The organism is Streptomyces atratus, assembly GCF_900119365.1.
Lineage (GTDB): Bacteria > Actinomycetota > Actinomycetes > Streptomycetales > Streptomycetaceae > Streptomyces > Streptomyces atratus_B.
Genome location: NZ_FPJO01000040.1, coordinates 1 through 16579 on the forward strand (window position 1 = coordinate 1; position 16579 = coordinate 16579).

Here is a 16579-nt window from a genome sequence, read left to right on the forward strand (position 1 = left end):
GAGCGGAACGACCGGACGGAATAAGACCGGTCGTTCACAGCGTCCTCGCTGTGTAATTGCCCACCGGGTCAGTGACCCCGTGGGACTTTCAAAGGAACCTCCAACCTGCCGAAGCAGGCCGGGGTATCAACATATTTGGCGTTGACTTTTGGCACGCTGTTGAGTTCTCAAGGAACGGACGCTTCCTTTGTACTCACCCTCTCGGGCTTTCCTCCGGGCTTTTCCCTTCGGTCTTGCGTTTCCGACTCTATCAGACTCTTTCGTGTCCGATTCCCGGTCGAAGCGGGTCCTGCTCCGCTTTCCAGTTCTTCGCTTTCGCGTTTCCCTTTCCGGCACTTCCAATCTTACCAGACTCATTTTCGTTCCGTTTCCGGTCCGAATTTGAATTCCGGTGGCCTTTGGATTGGCCTTGCCTTTCGGCGGACCCGACTTTATCAGAAGTTCTGAGTCGGAATTCCCGCCCCGTCGGGAGGCTCACTGCACACAGGTGTGCGCGGTGCTTCCCGGTCAGGCGGAGCCGTAAACGTACTGGAGCGGGGCGCCCCAATGCAAATCGGGGGCCCCGCTCCTCAGTTCACACCGGACGGCGTCAGACCTCGACGACGACCGGAAGGATCATCGGGCGCCGACGGTAGGTGTCGGAGACCCACTTGCCCACCGTGCGGCGGACCAGCTGCTGGAGCTGGTGGGGCTCCAGCACACCGTCCTGGGCGGACTTGTTGATCGCGTCCTCGATCTTCGGCACGACGGCGCCGAATGCCGAGTCGTCGATGCCGGAGCCACGGGCGTGGATGTCCGGGCCGCCCACGATCTTGCCGGTGGAGCTGTCGACCACGATGAAGACCGAGATGATGCCTTCGTCACCGAGGATGCGGCGGTCCTTGAGCGAGGTCTCGGTGACATCGCCGACCGAGAGGCCGTCGACGTACACATAGCCCGCCTGGACCTTGCCGACGATCTTGGCCTTGCCGTCGATGAGGTCGACGACGACGCCGTCCTCGGCGATGACGATGTGGTCCTTGGGTACGCCGGTGAGCGCGCCCAGTTCGGCGTTGGCCCGCAGGTGGCGCCATTCGCCGTGGACCGGCATCAGGTTCTTCGGCTTGCAGATGTTGTAGAAGTACAGCAGCTCGCCGGCCGAGGCGTGGCCCGAGACATGGACCTTGGCGTTGCCCTTGTGGACGACGTTGGCGCCCCAGCGGGTCAGGCCGTTGATCACTCGGTAGACCGCGTTCTCGTTGCCCGGGATCAGGGACGACGCGAGGATCACCGTGTCGCCCTGGACGATCCGGATCTGGTGGTCGCGGTTGGCCATCCGGGACAGCGCGGCCATCGGCTCGCCCTGGGATCCCGTACAGACCAGCACGACCTCGTCGTCCGGCAGGTCGTCGAGGGTCTTCACGTCGACGACCAGGCCCGCGGGGACCTTCAGATAGCCGAGGTCACGGGCGATGCCCATGTTGCGGACCATCGAGCGGCCGACGAAGGCGACCCTGCGGCCGTACTCGTGTGCCGCGTCGAGGATCTGCTGGATGCGGTGGACGTGGCTGGCGAAGCTCGCCACGATGATGCGCTTCTGGGCGTTGGCGAAGACCGTGCGCAGGACGTTGGAGATGTCCCGCTCGGGCGGTACGAAGCCGGGGACCTCGGCGTTCGTCGAGTCGGAGAGGAGGAGGTCGATGCCTTCCTCGCTCAGCCGGGCGAAGGCGTGCAGGTCGGTGAGCCGGCCGTCCAGCGGGAGCTGGTCCATCTTGAAGTCGCCGGTCGCAACGGCCATGCCCGCGGGCGTGCGGATGGCCACCGCGAGGGCGTCCGGGATGGAGTGGTTGACCGCGACGAACTCGCAGTCGAACACGCCGATGCGCTCGCGCTGGCCCTCCGCCACTTCGAGGGTGTACGGACGGATGCGGTGCTCCTGGAGCTTCGCCTCGATCAGCGCGAGGGTCAGCTTGGAGCCGATGAGGGGGATGTCCGGCTTCAGGCGCAGCAGATACGGGACACCACCGATGTGGTCCTCGTGGCCGTGCGTGAGGACGATGCCATCGATGTCGTCGAGACGGTCCCGGATGGTGGTGAAGTCCGGCAGGATCAGGTCGATTCCGGGCTGCTCCTCCTCGGGGAAGAGGACGCCGCAGTCGACGATGAGCAGGCGGCCGCCGTACTCGAAGACCGTCATGTTGCGGCCGATTTCGCCGAGGCCGCCGAGCGGGGTGACGCGGAGGCCGCCCTTCGGGAGCTTCGGCGGGGTGCCGAGTTCGGGATGCGGATGACTCAAAAGACTCTCCTTACCACGCACGCCACGTACCGCTTGGGCACGTGGCGCGCATGTCATTCGTGCACTTGCTGTTGTCTGTGATGTCGCTCTTGCGAATGTTCTTCGCTTATTCAGTTGTGAAGTCTGTGGTTACAGCTCTACCCCGCCGGCCGCGAGATCGATCTTGAGCTGTGCCGTCTCCTGAGCGGTGAGTTCCACCAGGGGGAGGCGCAGCGGGCCCGCGGGGAGGCCCTGCAGGGCCAGTGCGGCCTTGGTGGTGATCACGCCCTGGGTGCGGAACATGCCGGTGAAGACCGGCAGGAGCTTCTGGTGGATCTCCGTGGCCTTCTGGACGTCTCCGCCGGTGTACGCCTCGATGAGGGCGCGCAGGTCGGGAGTGACGACATGGCCGACGACGGAGACGAATCCGATGGCACCGACCGAGAGCAGCGGAAGGTTCAGCATGTCGTCGCCGGAGTACCAGGCGAGGCCGGAGCGGGCGATGGCCCAGCTGGCGCGGCCGAGGTCGCCCTTGGCGTCCTTGTTGGCGACGATGCGCGGGTGCTCGGCAAGCCGGACCAGCGTCTCCGTGTCGATCGGCACACCGCTGCGGCCGGGGATGTCGTAGAGCATCACCGGCAGACCGGTGGCGTCGGCGATGGCCGAGAAGTGGCGGAAGAGGCCTTCCTGCGGCGGCTTGTTGTAGTACGGCGTCACCGCGAGGAGTCCGTGGGCACCGGAGCGTTCGGCCGTACGGGCGAGCTCGATGCTGTGACGGGTGTCATTGGTGCCGATGCCTGCGACGACGTGGGCCCGGTCCCCCACGGCTTCCAGTACCGCCCTTACGAGCTGGTCTTTCTCCGCGTCGCTGGTGGTCGGGGACTCGCCGGTGGTGCCGTTGACGACCAGGCCGTCATTGCCAGCGTCCACGAGATGGGCGGCGAGCCGCTGGGCACCGTCGAGGTCGAGTGCGCCGTCCGCCGTGAAGGGCGTGACCATAGCGGTGAGGACCCGCCCGAAGGGGGTCTGCGGAGTGGAGATCGGAGCCATGGGTAACACGCTACTCGCTGCTCAGCGCCCAATGCCCCCTCGGGGGGACAAGCGATAGGAGCCCGGCACTGCCTGCTCGGGGGTTCAAGCAGTGCCGGGTCCGTTTGATCAGCCTAGATGAACTTCACGAAAGGCTGCAATACGGACACCGCTTACGGGGCTACGCGTCCGTTTTTGTTGAAGGCTGCATGGGTGAGCGGCATGAGCCGGGCCCAGTGCTCCTCCATCTGCTGGCCGACCATCTCGATCTCGCGCTGCGGGAACGACGGCACCTTCGCCAGCTCGTGCTGGGTACGCAGGCCGAGGAAGTGCATCAGCGAGCGGGCGTTGCACGTGGCGTACATCGAGGAGAAGAGGCCTACGGGGAGCACGGCGCGGGCGACCTCGCGGGCCACTCCCGCGGCGAGCATCTCCTGGTACGCCTCGTACGCCTGGCGGTAGGAGTCCTCCATGACGCGGCCGGTGAGCTCCTGCTGGGCCTGGGTGCCCTCGACGAACTCGTACTTGCCGGGCCGACCCTGCTGGACGAGCTTGCGGGACGCGTCGGGGACGTAGAAGACCGGCTCCAGCTCCCGGTAGCGGCCCGATTCCTCGTTGTACGACCAGCCGACGCGGTGCCGCATGAACTCGCGGAACACGAAGATCGGGGCACTGATGAAGAAGGTCATCGAGTTGTGCTCGAACGGGCTGCCGTGGCGGTCGCGCATCAGGAAGTTGATCAGTCCCTTGGAGCGCTCGGGGTCCTTGGTGACCTCCTCCAGGGACTGCTCACCGGCCGTGGAGACGCGGGCCGCGAACAGGACGTCGGAGTCGCCCGCGGCGTGTTTCACCAGCTCAACGGTTACATCGCTGCGGAAGCTGGGCTTTGCGGGCTCGGGGGTCTCGGTCACCGGCGGGGTCCTTCCAGTTGCGTCGCTCGGGCGGCGTCCACTCTACGGGCCGCCACTGACAACCGGGTCCGGAAGGGCCTTCCAGGGATTTCTTCGACGAATTCGGCGATTCGGGGCACCTAACGGGCCTGTTGTGCGTCTGACTCATTAGCAGCATCCGAAACAGAGTTCAAGGAGACCTTCCTCATGTTCCGCCGGCGTGAAGCCGTCCCGTTCTCGTTCGTGGCCGAGAGCGACCGATTCCGCAGCAACGTCACGCCGCCCCCGCGGGAGCGCGCCAGCGTCTCCCAGCTGGCCGGCCGTTCCCTCGTCGGGCTGACGATCGTCGCCGGCCTCGTCGGGTCGCTGATCCTCGGCCTGCCGGCGCTCAGCCCCGCCCAGAGCTCCTCGCACGCCGAGCAGACCGAGGCCGCCCACGGGCACTGACTCGTACGGGCCCCCTGGGGTGGTCGGGTCGGTGATCTCCTCGGTAGCCTCACCGGGCACAGCAATCGAGCGTGTTTGTGAGTGAGGATCAGTCGTGCCCCTGCCCTTTCTGACGGCCGACCGCGCGTTTGACGCGAGCGCCGAGGACATCGCGCTGCCGTTCGACGACCACGACAGCTGGCGGCGTCCGTACCGTCCCGGCCCCTGGCGGGTCGCGGCTGCGGCCTTCCTGCTGCTGCTCGCGTCCTTCGTCCTGCTCGCGGGAATGGTCATCGCGTTCGCCGGGGCGTTGCCGGGCGCGGTCGTATGCCTGGCGGTCGCCGCCGTGGTCATCGTCTGCGCACTGCGGCTGCTGCGGGTCGGTACCTGGGTCAGCCAGCACGGCGTACGCCGGGTGGGCTTCTTCACGACGAAGACCGTGCCGTGGAACCAGGTCACGGCCGTCCGCACGGTGCAGCAGCCCGTGAAGTGGCTCGGGTTCCCCCGCACCGTGCAGGGACAGGCGCTGATCGTCGTACGCCAGGGTGGCCAGGCGATTCCGCCGCTGCTCACCGACAGCAACGCCGACTTCCTGACGCGGGCCGAGGCCTTCGACCGCGCGGCCGACACGGTGGAGGCGTGGGGGGACGAGTACCGGCGGGTCTGAGCCCCCTTCGAACGACCGGGACGCCCGGTCCGGCACGCCCGTTCAGGACGTGCTGGGCCGGGCGTCCTTCATGTGCAGGGCGATGGCCCGCTGCATGGCCTTCCGGGCCCGCGGGGTGTCCCTGGCGTCCTGGTAGGCGACCGCGAGGCGGAACCAGCAGCGCCAGTCGTCCGGGGAGTCCTCGGTCTCCTCGCGGCGGCGGGCGAACACCGCGTCGGCCGAGTCGCGGTCGATGCGGCCGGACGGGGTGCGGACCAGTTCGTCGACCGGCAGACCGCCCTCCGCGTCGAGTTCCGCGGCCAGCGCGTTCGCCCGCGACACGAACTGGGTGTTCTTCCAGAGGAACCAGACGCCGATCACCGGCAGGATCAGCACCGCGACCCCGAAGGTGACCGTCAGCAGTGTGCCGTGCCGGATGAGCAGCACGCCACGGCTGCCGACCAGGACGAAGTAGAAGACCAGGACGGCGGCGGTGACGAAGTAAGTGATCTTTGCGCGCATGGCAGGGCTCAGTCAGTTCAGGTCGAGGAAGTGTTCCAGGCCGAACGTGAGGCCGGGAGTGGTCACCACACGGCGTGCGCCGAGCAGGATGCCCGGCATGAAGCTGCTGTGGTGCAGGGAGTCGTGGCGGATGGTGAGGGTCTCGCCCTCGCCGCCGAGCAGCACTTCCTGGTGGGCGAGGAGGCCGCGGAGCCGGATCGCGTGGACCGGGACCCCGTCGACGTCCGCGCCGCGGGCGCCGTCCAGGGCCGTGGTGGTGGCGTCCGGCTGCGGGGCGCAGCCGGCCTTCCTGCGGGCCTCGGCGATCAGCTGGGCGGTGCGGGTGGCGGTGCCCGACGGGGCGTCGGCCTTGTTGGGGTGGTGCAGTTCGACGACCTCGACGGACTCGAAGTAGCGGGCGGCCTGCTCCGCGAACTTCATCGTGAGCACGGCGCCGATGGAGAAGTTCGGCGCGATGAGCACACCGGTCTCCGGGGAGTCGGCGAGCCAGGTGTTCAGCTGCGCGAGCCGTTCCTCGGACCAGCCCGTCGTACCGACCACGGCGTGGATGCCGTGCCGGACACAGAAGTCGAGGTTGTCCATCACGGACGCGGGGGTGGTGAGCTCGACGACGACCTGGGCGCCGGATTCCGTGAGGGTCTCCAGCTTGTCGCCGCGGCCCAGCGCGGCCACCAGCTCCATGTCGTCGGCGGCCTCGACGGCTCGTACCGCCTCGGATCCGATCCGGCCCTTGGCGCCGAGAACGGCCACGCGCAGCTTGCTCATTGCTCTGCTTCCTTAACGGTGGGGTTAGGAGACCGCTTCTTCGAGGCGGTCGGCCTGCTTGTCCTTGAGCGGGCCGATGACGGAGAGGGAGGGACGGTGTCCGAGGACCTCGTCCGCGACGGCGCGGACGTCGTCGGGGGTGACCTGTGCCATCCGGGCCAGCATGTCGTCGACCGACATCTGGTCGCCCCAGCACAGCTCGCTCTTGCCGATGCGGTTCATCAGCGCGCCGGTGTCCTCCAGGCCGAGGACCGTGGAGCCGCAGAGCTGCCCGATCGCGCGGCCGATCTCCTCGTCGTTCAGTCCCTCGGACGCCACCCGGTCGAGTTCGTCCCGGCAGATCTTGAGGACGTCGTGGACCTGGCTGGGCCGGCAGCCGGCGTACACCCCGAAAAGTCCGCAGTCGGCGAAGCCCGAGGTGTACGAGTACACGCTGTAGGCGAGGCCGCGCTTCTCCCGTACCTCCTGGAAGAGACGTGAGCTCATGCCGCCGCCGAGGGCGGCGTTGAGGACGCCCAGCGCCCAGCGGCGCTCGTCGGTGCGGGCCAGGCCGGGCACGCCGAGGACGACGTGGGCCTGCTCGGTCTTGCGGTTCAGGAGCTCCACGCGGCCCGCGGTGCGCAGCTTGCGGGAGCCGTGGCGCGGGGCGACCGGGACGGCGTCGGTGCGGGACAGGGCGTCCGCCCGCTCGAACGCCTTGCGGACCTGGCGTACGACCGTGGCGTGGTCGATGTTGCCGGCGGCGGCGACGACCAGGTGCGTGGGGTCGTAGTGCTTCTTGTAGAAGCGGGCGATCCGGCCGCGGTCGAGCGCGTTGATGGTGTCGACGGTGCCGAGGACCGGGCGGCCGAGGGGGGTGTCGCCGAGCATGGTGTGCGCGAACAGGTCGTGCACGCAGTCGCCCGGGTCGTCCTCGGTCATCGCGATCTCTTCGAGGATGACGCCGCGCTCGGCGTCGACGTCCTCGGCGGTGATCAGCGAGCCGGTCAGCATGTCGCAGACGACATCGATGGCCAGCGGCAGGTCGGTGTCGAGGACCCGCGCGTAGTAGCAGGTGTACTCCTTCGCCGTGAAGGCGTTCATCTCGCCGCCGACCGCGTCGATCGCGGCGGAGATGTCGAGGGCGCTGCGCTTGGCGGTGCCCTTGAAGAGGAGGTGTTCGAGGTAGTGCGTCGCGCCGTTCAGCGTGGGGGTCTCGTCGCGTGATCCGACGTTGGCCCAGATGCCGAAGGTGGCGGAGCGTACGGAGGGCAGGGTCTCGGTGACGACCCGGAGGCCGCCGGGCAGGACGGTGCGGCGGACCGTACCGATGCCGTTGGTGCCCTTGAGAAGCGTTTGGGTACGGGCGACGGCCCGCGCCTCGGAGGAGGCGCGGGCCGTCGTCACGGAACTACGGGACGTCACTTGGCGGCGTCGTCCTTCTTCTCGTCTTCTTCACCCTCGATGACCGGGATCAGGGAGAGCTTGCCGCGGGAGTCGATCTCGGCGATCTCGACCTGGACCTTGGCACCGACACCGAGCACGTCCTCGACGTTCTCCACGCGCTTGCCACCGGCGAGCTTGCGGATCTGCGAGATGTGCAGCAGGCCGTCCTTGCCCGGCATCAGGGACACGAACGCACCGAAGGTGGTGGTCTTGACGACCGTACCCAGGTAGCGCTCGCCGACCTCCGGCATGGTCGGGTTGGCGATCGAGTTGATCGTGGCGCGGGCGGCCTCGGCGGCCGGTCCGTCGGCGGCACCGATGTAGATGGTGCCGTCGTCCTCGATCGTGATGTCGGCGCCGGTGTCCTCCTGGATCTGGTTGATCATCTTGCCCTTGGGGCCGATGACCTCACCGATCTTGTCCACCGGGATCTTGACGGTGATGATCCGCGGGGCGTTCGGGGACATCTCGTCCGGGACGTCGATGGCCTCGTTCATCACGTCGAGGATGTGGAGGCGGGCGTCGCGGGCCTGCTTCAGCGCGGCGGCCAGGACCGAGGCGGGGATGCCGTCGAGCTTGGTGTCGAGCTGGAGCGCGGTGACGAACTGCTTCGTACCGGCGACCTTGAAGTCCATGTCACCGAAGGCGTCCTCCGCACCGAGGATGTCGGTGAGGGCGACGTAGTGGGTCTTGCCGTCGATCTCCTGGGAGATCAGGCCCATGGCGATACCGGCGACGGCGGCCTTGAGCGGCACACCGGCGTTCAGCAGCGACATGGTGGAGGCGCAGACCGAGCCCATGGACGTCGAGCCGTTGGAGCCCAGCGCCTCGGAGACCTGGCGGATCGCGTAGGGGAACTCCTCGCGCGTCGGCAGCACCGGCACGATGGCGCGCTCGGCGAGCGCTCCGTGGCCGATCTCGCGGCGCTTGGGCGAGCCCACGCGGCCGGTCTCACCGACGGAGTACGGCGGGAAGTTGTAGTTGTGCATGTAGCGCTTGCGGGTCACCGGGGAGAGGGTGTCCAGCTGCTGCTCCATGCGGAGCATGTTGAGGGTGGTGACGCCCAGGATCTGGGTCTCGCCACGCTCGAACAGCGCCGAGCCGTGCACCCGCGGGATGGCCTCGACCTCGGCGGCGAGCGTACGGATGTCCGTGACGCCGCGGCCGTCGATGCGGACCTTGTCCTTGATGACGCGCTCGCGGACCAGCTTCTTGGTCAGCGCGCGGTACGCGGCGGAGATCTCCTTCTCGCGGCCCTCGAAGGCCGGGAGGAGCTTCTCGGCGGCGATCTCCTTGACGCGGTCCAGCTCGGCCTCGCGGTCCTGCTTGCCGGCGATGGTGAGCGCCTGGGCCAGCTCGGACGTCACGGCGGCGGCGAGCGCCTCGAAGACGTCGTCCTGGTAGTCCAGGAAGACCGGGAAGTCGCCGGTGGGCTTGGCGGCCTTGGCGGCGAGGTCCGACTGGGCCTTGCAGAGGACCTTGATGAAGGGCTTCGCGGCTTCCAGACCGGCGGCGACGACCTCCTCGGTGGGGGCCTCGGCGCCGTCCTTGACGAGCTGGATGGTCTTCTCGGTGGCCTCGGCCTCGACCATCATGATCGCGACGTCGCCGTCCTCCAGGACGCGACCGGCGACGACCATGTCGAAGACGGCGTCCTCGAGCTCGGTGTGCGTCGGGAAGGCGACCCACTGGCCCTTGATCAGGGCGACACGGGTGCCGCCGACCGGGCCGGAGAAGGGCAGGCCGGCCAGCTGCGTGGAGCAGGAGGCGGCGTTGATCGCGACCACGTCGTACAGGTGGTCGGGGTTGAGCGCCATGATCGTCTCGACGATCTGGATCTCGTTGCGCAGGCCCTTCTTGAAGGAGGGGCGCAGCGGGCGGTCGATCAGGCGGCAGGTGAGGATCGCGTCCTCGGAGGGCCGGCCCTCACGACGGAAGAAGGAGCCGGGGATCTTGCCGGCGGCGTACTGCCGCTCCTCGACGTCCACCGTGAGGGGGAAGAAGTCGAGCTGGTCCTTGGGCTTCTTGGAAGCGGTGGTGGCCGACAGCACCATGGTGTCGTCGTCCAGGTACGCAACGGCGGAGCCGGCGGCCTGCTTGGCCAGGCGGCCCGTCTCGAAGCGGATGGTGCGGGTGCCGAAGGTTCCGTTGTCGATAACGGCCTCGGCGTAGTGGGTCTCGTTCTCCACTAGCGTTTTCTCCGATACATAGCGTCTTCGCGCCCCCACGCCCGTGTGGCGGGGGACGGTAGCGGAGAAGCCCTCCATCGGCGGGCCGGTCTTCGATCGAAGCACCCGGGTCGATGAGTCCGGGGGCCACTACCGAGGACCGGCGGCGGGGAGGTCTGCTTCTCGCTCGTCTGTCGGTCGTTCTCCGACCAGGTTACTGAGATTCGGTTCTGCTTGGCATTCCGGCCGTGCGGGCGGGCCCGTCACATCCCGTACATGCGCGCGTACGCACCATCGTACGTACAGCAAAGGGAGCGGCCCCCCTCAGTGGTGGGAACCGCTCCCTTCACGGCGAACTACTTGGCGCCGCCGGCCGCACCGCGGCGGATGCCGAGGCGGTCGACCAGGGCACGGAAGCGCTGGATGTCCTTCTTGGCCAGGTACTGAAGGAGGCGGCGACGCTGGCCGACCAGGATCAGCAGACCACGACGGGAGTGGTGGTCGTGCTTGTGCGTCTTGAGGTGCTCCGTCAGGTCCGAGATCCGGCGGGAGAGCATCGCGACCTGGACCTCGGGGGATCCGGTGTCACCCTCCTTCTGGGCGAACTCGGACATGATCTGCTTCTTCGTAGCGGCGTCGAGCGGCACGCGTACTCCTCTTGATGTTCGATGCGCCCACGAGTGCCCCTGGTCTGGATCGCAGGGGAGCTTCCATGACTCGGAGGCGAAGGTCCGATGAGCGCAGCTCCCAGAATGATCCGGGAGGGCGTACACAAACGGCCGTCACACAGCGTACCAGCCCCCGCGGCTCAGCTCGTCAGGGCCCTTGCCCTGGTGAAGACGTCCAGTACCGCCAGGCAGAGCGGGACCAGCGAGAGCAGGACGGCACTCTCGGTCAGGTCGAGCAGCCGGCCCCAGAACGGGGAGAGGCCCTTGCGCGGAATGATCAGGCCGATCGCGGTGAGCAGCGCGGCCCCGGCGGCGACGGCCGCGGAGAGCCAGATCGTCCGGATGTCCAGGGAGCTGCGGTCCCCGTACCTGACCAGGTCGAAGAGCAGGTCGGTCGGCGGGTTCAGGGAGAGGCCGAGGACCAGCAGGGCGACTGTGCCGATGCCCGCCACCAGTACGCAGGCGACCTGCGAGGTGTACCGGAACAGGCGGGCGCGCAGCAGCATCGCGAGTCCGGCGGCCAGGGCCAGGAGCTGGCCCCAGACGTTGTCCGAGAAGCCGAGCACGGCCCCGCACCCGACGACGACCGCCGCGCAGCCCCCGACCAGGCCGAGCAGCATCTCGTGGCCCCGGCGGGCCTGGGCCGCGATGCGCTCGGCGTCGACGGGGGTGCCCTGGGCGGAGGGCTCGGCGTACGGGTCGGCGAGGCTGTCGTCGTAGCCGCCGGGGGCGGTGCGCGGCGACGCGTAGCCGATGGGCAGCCGGGCGAAGCGGGCGGAGAGGCCGGGCAGGAAGGCGACCAGGCCGAGGGCGACCGGGGCGCAGACGGCGGCCGTCTGCGTGGCCGACGCCTCGGTGAGGATGGCGACGAAGGTGGCCAGGGTGCCGACGGTGGCGAGGAAGGTGGCCGCGACGAACGGGGCGTCGCCGCTCGGGGTGAGGGCGACCAGGGCGACCGAGGCGATCAGGACGACGACGCACCCGAGCAGGAACTGGAGCCTGCCGGGGCCCTGGCCGGCGTCCGGGCCGATGATGCCGGAGCCGGCGATGAGTACGAGGGGCAGTGCGCCGAGGCCGAGGGCGACGGCGGTGGAGCGGTCGGCGTAGACCCGGGCGCGCACCCCCGCGAACGCGGTCAGCAGCAGCCCGGCGGAGCCCGCGATGATGCCGGGCAGGCTGTGCATGTCGTGCCTGACCGGGTCGGCGAACCAGAGCACGAAGCCCATCAGCACGAGCAGCAGCACACCGCCGACCAGGCCCGCGCCGCGCAGCAGTTCGTCGCTCCACAGGTGGCGGTCGCGGGTGACGGCCGAGGCGACGGCGTCGGAGACGTCGTCGAAGACGGCGGGCGGCAGGGACTGGGCGAAGGGGCGCAGGCTGAGGAGTTCGCCGTCGAGGACCTGCTGGGCGGCGAGGGTGCGCGCCCCGTCGAGGACCGTGCCGTCACGTCGTACGAGGTGGTATCCGGTGGGGGTTCCGGCTGCCTGGGTCTGGCCGGTGAGACGGAGGATCTCCGGGTAGACGTCCGCGACGGCGATGTCCTCCGGCAGGGCCACATCGATCCGGCTGTCGGGCGCCACCACGGTCACCCGGCAGAAGCCCGTCGCTGCAGTCGAACTCACGTGTCTGGTCCCCCTGATTCGCGGTTGCGCACGGTGCGCGCGCCACCCTACCGGGAGGGGGGCAGGTCATCTGCAAGTAGGATCGCCGTCGCGCGGAGTGACGTCCGCGAGCAATGGCAGCCACGGGGGCTTCGGTGCGCATTCGGCCGGTCTTGTGCCCGTCCGTACCGAGGGATTGGTGTTTCGGTGAGCCAGATCGTCGTGAAGCGACCTCCGAGGGCACTGCCACCGGAAGTCCCCGCTGACGAGTTGACGTTGGAGTCCCCTCCGGAACTGCCCCGCGGGCAGCAGGAGGGCATGCTGATGCAGATCCTGCCGGTGCTCGGCATGGGGTCGTCGGTGGTCTTCTTCTTCTCGCCGCAGGCACCTCCGTTCATGCGGATCATGGGTGTGCTGATGCTGGTCTCGACCGTCGGGATGGTGGTCGCGCAGCTGGTCCGCTACCGCCGCGGTACGCAGGGGCAAATGGCCGATGTCCGGCGCGACTACCTCAAGTACCTGGCGCAGACCCGGCGTACGGTGCGCCGGACGGCGCGTACCCAGCGGGATGTGCAGCTGTATCTGCAGCCGGCCCCGGAGCAGTTGTGGTCGGTGGTCGCCGAGGGCAGCCGGGTGTGGGAACGGCGCGTCGGTGACAAGGACTTCGGGCAGGTCCGGGTGGGACTCGGGGCGCAGCAGCTGGCTACTCCGCTGATCGCTCCCGACACCGCTCCGGTGGACGAACTGGAGCCGATGTGCGCGGGTGCGATGCAGCGGTTCCTCGCCGTGCACGGGTCGTTGGACGGGCTGCCGATGGCCGTGTCGATGCGGGCGTTCTACCACGTGACGGTCTCCGGCCGGCCGGAGGAGGTGCAGTCGGCCGCGCGGGCGCTGGTCGCCCAGCTCGTGACGCTGCACTCCCCCGAGGACCTGATGGTCGCCGTGGTGGCGGCGCGGGGTGCGGTGGAACGCTGGGACTGGACGAAGTGGCTGCCGCATATGCAGCTGCCGGGTCAGGTCGACGGGGCCGGTACGAAGCGGCTGTTCGGGGACGACCTGGGGGAGCTGGAGCAGTTGCTGGCGGGCCGGCTGGAGGGGCGGCCGCGGTTCGGCCGGGAGAGCCAGCCGCTGCTGGACCAGCCGCACATCGTGGTGGTGCTGGACGGTGGGATGGTGCCGCCCGACTCGCTGTTCGCGGCGGCCGAGGGCATCCAGGGCGTGACGATCGTCGAGGTGGTGCCGGGCGAGCTCGACGAGCCGCGCGGCTCCCTGTCGGTGGTGGTGCGGCCGGGGCTGCTGCGGCTGGAGTCGGGTGCGGGGATGGCGTACGAGGGTGTGCCGGACGGGATGTCGCTGCCCGCGGCCGAGGCGCTGGCGCGGCAGCTGGCACCGCTCCGGATGGGCGGGGGCGACGACGACGAGCCGCTGCTGGCAAATCTGGACTTCACGGATCTGCTGAATCTGGGCGACGCGGCCTCGGTGGATGTGGCGCGGACCTGGCGGCCGCGGTCGGTCTCCGAGCGGCTGCGGGTGCCGATCGGGATCGGCGAGGACGGTCAGCCGGTGATGCTGGACTTGAAGGAGGCCGCGCAGGACGGCATGGGTCCGCACGGGCTGTGTGTCGGTGCCACGGGTTCCGGCAAGTCCGAGCTGCTGCGGACGCTGGTGCTGGGGCTCGCGGTCACGCACTCCTCGGAGACGCTGAACTTCGTGCTCGCGGACTTCAAGGGCGGGGCGACCTTCGCCGGGATGTCGCACATGCCGCATGTCGCGGCCGTCATCACCAACCTCGCGGACGACCTGACACTGGTCGACCGCATGGGGGACGCGATCCGCGGTGAGCTCCAGCGCCGGCAGGAGCTGCTGCGCTCGGCCGGGAACTACGCCAACATCCACGACTACGAGAAGGCACGGGCGGCGGGTGCGGCGCTGGAGCCGCTGGCCTCGCTGGTTCTGGTCATCGACGAGTTCTCCGAACTCCTCACCGCCAAGCCCGACTTCATCGACATGTTCATCCAGATCGGCCGGATCGGGCGTTCGCTGGGTGTGCATCTGCTGCTGGCCTCGCAGCGTCTGGAGGAGGGCAAGCTGCGCGGTCTCGACACCTATCTCTCGTACCGGATCGGGCTGCGGACCTTCTCCGCCGCCGAGTCGCGTACGGCGCTCGGTGTGCCGGACGCGTACCACCTGCCATCGGTGCCCGGTTCCGGCTATCTGAAGTTCGGTACGGACGAGATGACCCGGTTCAAGGCGGCCTATGTGTCGGGGACGTACCGTACGGGCGGCCCGGAACTGCCGGTGGGGGCGCTGCCGATCGAGCGGCGTCCCGCGCTGTTCAGCGCCCTTGAGGTGCCGGTGGTGTACGCGGCGCCCGACCCGGCGCATCTGGTGGCCGCCCGGGCCGGCGCGGACGACGACGCGCTCGCCGACACGGTGCTCGATGTGATCGTGCGCCGGCTGGAGGGGCAGGGGGTGCCCGCCCATCAGGTGTGGCTGCCGCCGCTGGACCGGGCGCCGACGCTGGACCAGCTGCTGCCGGGGCTGGCGCCGACCGCCGAGCGGGGCTTCACGGCGACGGAGTACACCCGTCCGGGCGGACTGACCGTGCCGCTCGGGCTGATCGACAAGCCCTTCGAGCAGCGGCGCGAGGTGCTGTACCGGGACTTCTCGGGCGCGGCGGGCCACATGATGGTCGTCGGCGGTCCGCAGTCCGGCAAGTCGACGCTGGTGCGTACGCTCATCTCGTCGTTCGCCCTCACCCACACCCCGCACGAAGTGCAGTTCTACGGGCTGGACTTCGGCGGTGGCGGTCTGGTCTCGCTGGCGGATCTGCCGCATGTCGGCGGGATGGCCTCGCGGCTGGACCCGGAGCGGGTGCGGCGTACGGTCGCCGAGGTCGCGGGAGTGCTGAACCGGCGTGAGGAGTTCTTCCGCGCCCACTCCATCGATTCCATCGCCACCTACCGGCGCAGGCGCGCCCTGGGCGATCTGCCCGGCGAGCCCTGGGGCGATGTCTTCCTGGTGGTGGACGGCTGGGGCGGTTTCCGGTCCGAGTACGAGATGCTGGAGCAGGTCGTCACCGACATCGCCGCGCGCGGGCTCGGTTACGGCATCCATGTCGTGATCACGGCCGCCCGTTACATGGAGGTGCGGGCCGCGCTGAAGGACCAGATGCTGGGCCGTCTTGAGCTGCGGCTCGGCGATGTCATGGACTCCGAGTTCGACCGGAAGGTCGCGGCCAATGTGCCGGCCGGTGTCCCCGGCCGGGGTCAAGTGGCGCAGAAACTGCACTTCATGGGCGCGCTGCCGCGTATCGACGGTTCCAGCAGCGCCACGGATCTCTCCGACGGCACGGCCGCGTTCGTCGCGGCGGTGAAGGCGAACTGGGCGGGGCCCGCCGCGCCGCCCGTGCGGCTGCTGCCGCGCAAGCTGCCGGCCGATCAGCTGCCGAAGGGCTTCGAGTTCCCGCAGCGGGGCATCGCGATCGGCATCGACGAGACCGATCTGGAGCCGGTGTTCGTCGACTTCGAGACCGATCCGTTCTTCCTGGTCTTCGGGGAGAGCGAGTCGGGCAAGACCAATCTGCTGCGGCTGATCGCGAAGCAGATCTCGGAGCGCTACTCCCCCGACGAGGCGAAGCTCGTCGTCGGTGACTACCGGCGGGGGCTGCTTGGTGCGCTGCCGGAGGGCCATCTGCTGGAGTACGCGCCGATGGCGAGCTCGATGCAGATGCACATGGAGGCACTGGCGGGTGTCTTCGCGCGCCGGCAGCCGCCGACCGATGTCACTCCGCAGCAGCTGCGCGACCGCAGTTGGTGGACCGGGCCGCAGATCTTCATCATCGTCGACGACTACGACCTGGTGGCGACGAACGCGGGCAATCCGCTGGCCCCGCTGGCGGAGTACCTGCCGTTCGCCCGGGACACCGGGGTCCGCTTCGTCATCGCGCGGAACTCCGCCGGGGCCTCGCGGTCGATGTACGAGGCGTTCATGCAGCGCATCAAGGAGCTGGGCGCGCAGGGGGTCGTCCTTTCCGGTGACCCGGGCGAGGGCGATCTGATCGGTACGGTGCGCGGGCACGCGATGCCGCCGGGGCGCGGGTACTTCGCCTCGCGGCGCCGGGGGAACCCGCTGGTGCAGATCGGGCGGCTGCCGGAGCAGCGCTGATCCGGTGCGGTAGCACAT

General features: G+C 69.1%; 12 protein-coding genes. 3 read left to right on the forward strand and 9 right to left on the reverse strand.

Going from position 1 to position 16579, the window contains the following annotated elements:
- Positions 1-589 precede the first annotated feature (589 nt).
- The 3 genes from BT364_RS35440 to thyX form a co-directional block, all read right to left on the reverse strand.
- Complete coding sequence (locus BT364_RS35440; RefSeq protein ID WP_072489297.1) at positions 590-2275, reverse strand: ribonuclease J; 1686 nt, start codon at positions 2273-2275, stop codon at positions 590-592.
- A gap of 129 nt (positions 2276-2404) precedes the next feature.
- The gene (gene dapA / locus BT364_RS35445) at positions 2405-3304 is read right to left on the reverse strand and encodes a 4-hydroxy-tetrahydrodipicolinate synthase (RefSeq protein ID WP_072489298.1); all 900 of its coding nucleotides are present in this window, start codon (positions 3302-3304) and stop codon (positions 2405-2407) included.
- Positions 3305-3456: 152 nt separating this feature from the next.
- The gene (gene thyX / locus BT364_RS35450) at positions 3457-4194 is read right to left on the reverse strand and encodes an FAD-dependent thymidylate synthase (protein ID WP_072489299.1); all 738 of its coding nucleotides are present in this window, start codon (positions 4192-4194) and stop codon (positions 3457-3459) included.
- 186 nt (positions 4195-4380) lie between these two features.
- Here thyX and BT364_RS35455 point away from each other — a divergent pair, with 186 nt between their 5' ends.
- Positions 4381-4620, forward strand: a complete 240-nt coding sequence (locus BT364_RS35455; RefSeq protein WP_072489300.1) for a hypothetical protein — start codon at positions 4381-4383, stop codon at positions 4618-4620.
- A 94-nt stretch (positions 4621-4714) separates the two neighbouring features.
- Entirely contained in the window at positions 4715-5266 is a 552-nt protein-coding gene (locus BT364_RS35460; RefSeq protein ID WP_072489301.1) for a hypothetical protein, read from the forward strand.
- Positions 5267-5308: 42 nt separating this feature from the next.
- Here the strand turns inward: BT364_RS35460 and BT364_RS35465 are convergent, their stop codons facing one another.
- The 6 genes from BT364_RS35465 to eccD all read right to left on the reverse strand — a co-directional run bounded on the left by BT364_RS35465 (position 5309) and on the right by eccD (position 12415).
- Positions 5309-5767 carry a tetratricopeptide repeat protein gene (locus BT364_RS35465; protein WP_072489302.1) on the reverse strand — a complete coding sequence of 153 codons (459 nt, stop codon included), beginning with the start codon at positions 5765-5767 and terminating at the stop codon, positions 5309-5311.
- Between the two features lie 12 nt (positions 5768-5779).
- Positions 5780-6532, reverse strand: a complete 753-nt coding sequence (gene dapB, locus BT364_RS35470; protein ID WP_072489303.1) for a 4-hydroxy-tetrahydrodipicolinate reductase — start codon at positions 6530-6532, stop codon at positions 5780-5782.
- 24 nt (positions 6533-6556) lie between these two features.
- Entirely contained in the window at positions 6557-7936 is a 1380-nt protein-coding gene (locus BT364_RS35475) for a M16 family metallopeptidase (RefSeq protein WP_072489304.1), read from the reverse strand.
- Positions 7933-10146, reverse strand: coding sequence for a polyribonucleotide nucleotidyltransferase (locus BT364_RS35480; protein ID WP_072489305.1), 2214 nt, complete (start codon positions 10144-10146; stop codon positions 7933-7935). Before BT364_RS35480 ends, BT364_RS35475 begins: the two co-directional genes overlap by 4 nt.
- Positions 10147-10481: 335 nt before the next feature.
- Positions 10482-10772, reverse strand: a complete 291-nt coding sequence (gene rpsO / locus BT364_RS35485; RefSeq protein WP_003965855.1) for a 30S ribosomal protein S15 — start codon at positions 10770-10772, stop codon at positions 10482-10484.
- A 161-nt stretch (positions 10773-10933) separates the two neighbouring features.
- On the reverse strand, positions 10934-12415 hold the full coding sequence (gene eccD, locus BT364_RS35490) for a type VII secretion integral membrane protein EccD (protein ID WP_072489306.1): 1482 nt from the start codon (positions 12413-12415) through the stop codon (positions 10934-10936).
- Between the two features lie 186 nt (positions 12416-12601).
- On the opposite strand from eccD, the gene eccCa reads away from it, so the two are divergent.
- Entirely contained in the window at positions 12602-16561 is a 3960-nt protein-coding gene (gene eccCa, locus BT364_RS35495) for a type VII secretion protein EccCa (protein ID WP_072489307.1), read from the forward strand.
- The last annotated feature ends 18 nt before the right edge of the window (positions 16562-16579 follow it).

Coding starts and splice junctions, on each gene's coding strand:
- dapA (WP_072489298.1), bottom strand. CDS start 3,304: ATGGCTCCGATCTCCACTCCGCAGACCCCCTTCGGGCGGGTCCTCACC.
- BT364_RS35455 (WP_072489300.1), top strand. CDS start 4,381: ATGTTCCGCCGGCGTGAAGCCGTCCCGTTCTCGTTCGTGGCCGAGAGC.
- BT364_RS35465 (WP_072489302.1), bottom strand. CDS start 5,767: ATGCGCGCAAAGATCACTTACTTCGTCACCGCCGCCGTCCTGGTCTTC.
- dapB (WP_072489303.1), bottom strand. CDS start 6,532: ATGAGCAAGCTGCGCGTGGCCGTTCTCGGCGCCAAGGGCCGGATCGGA.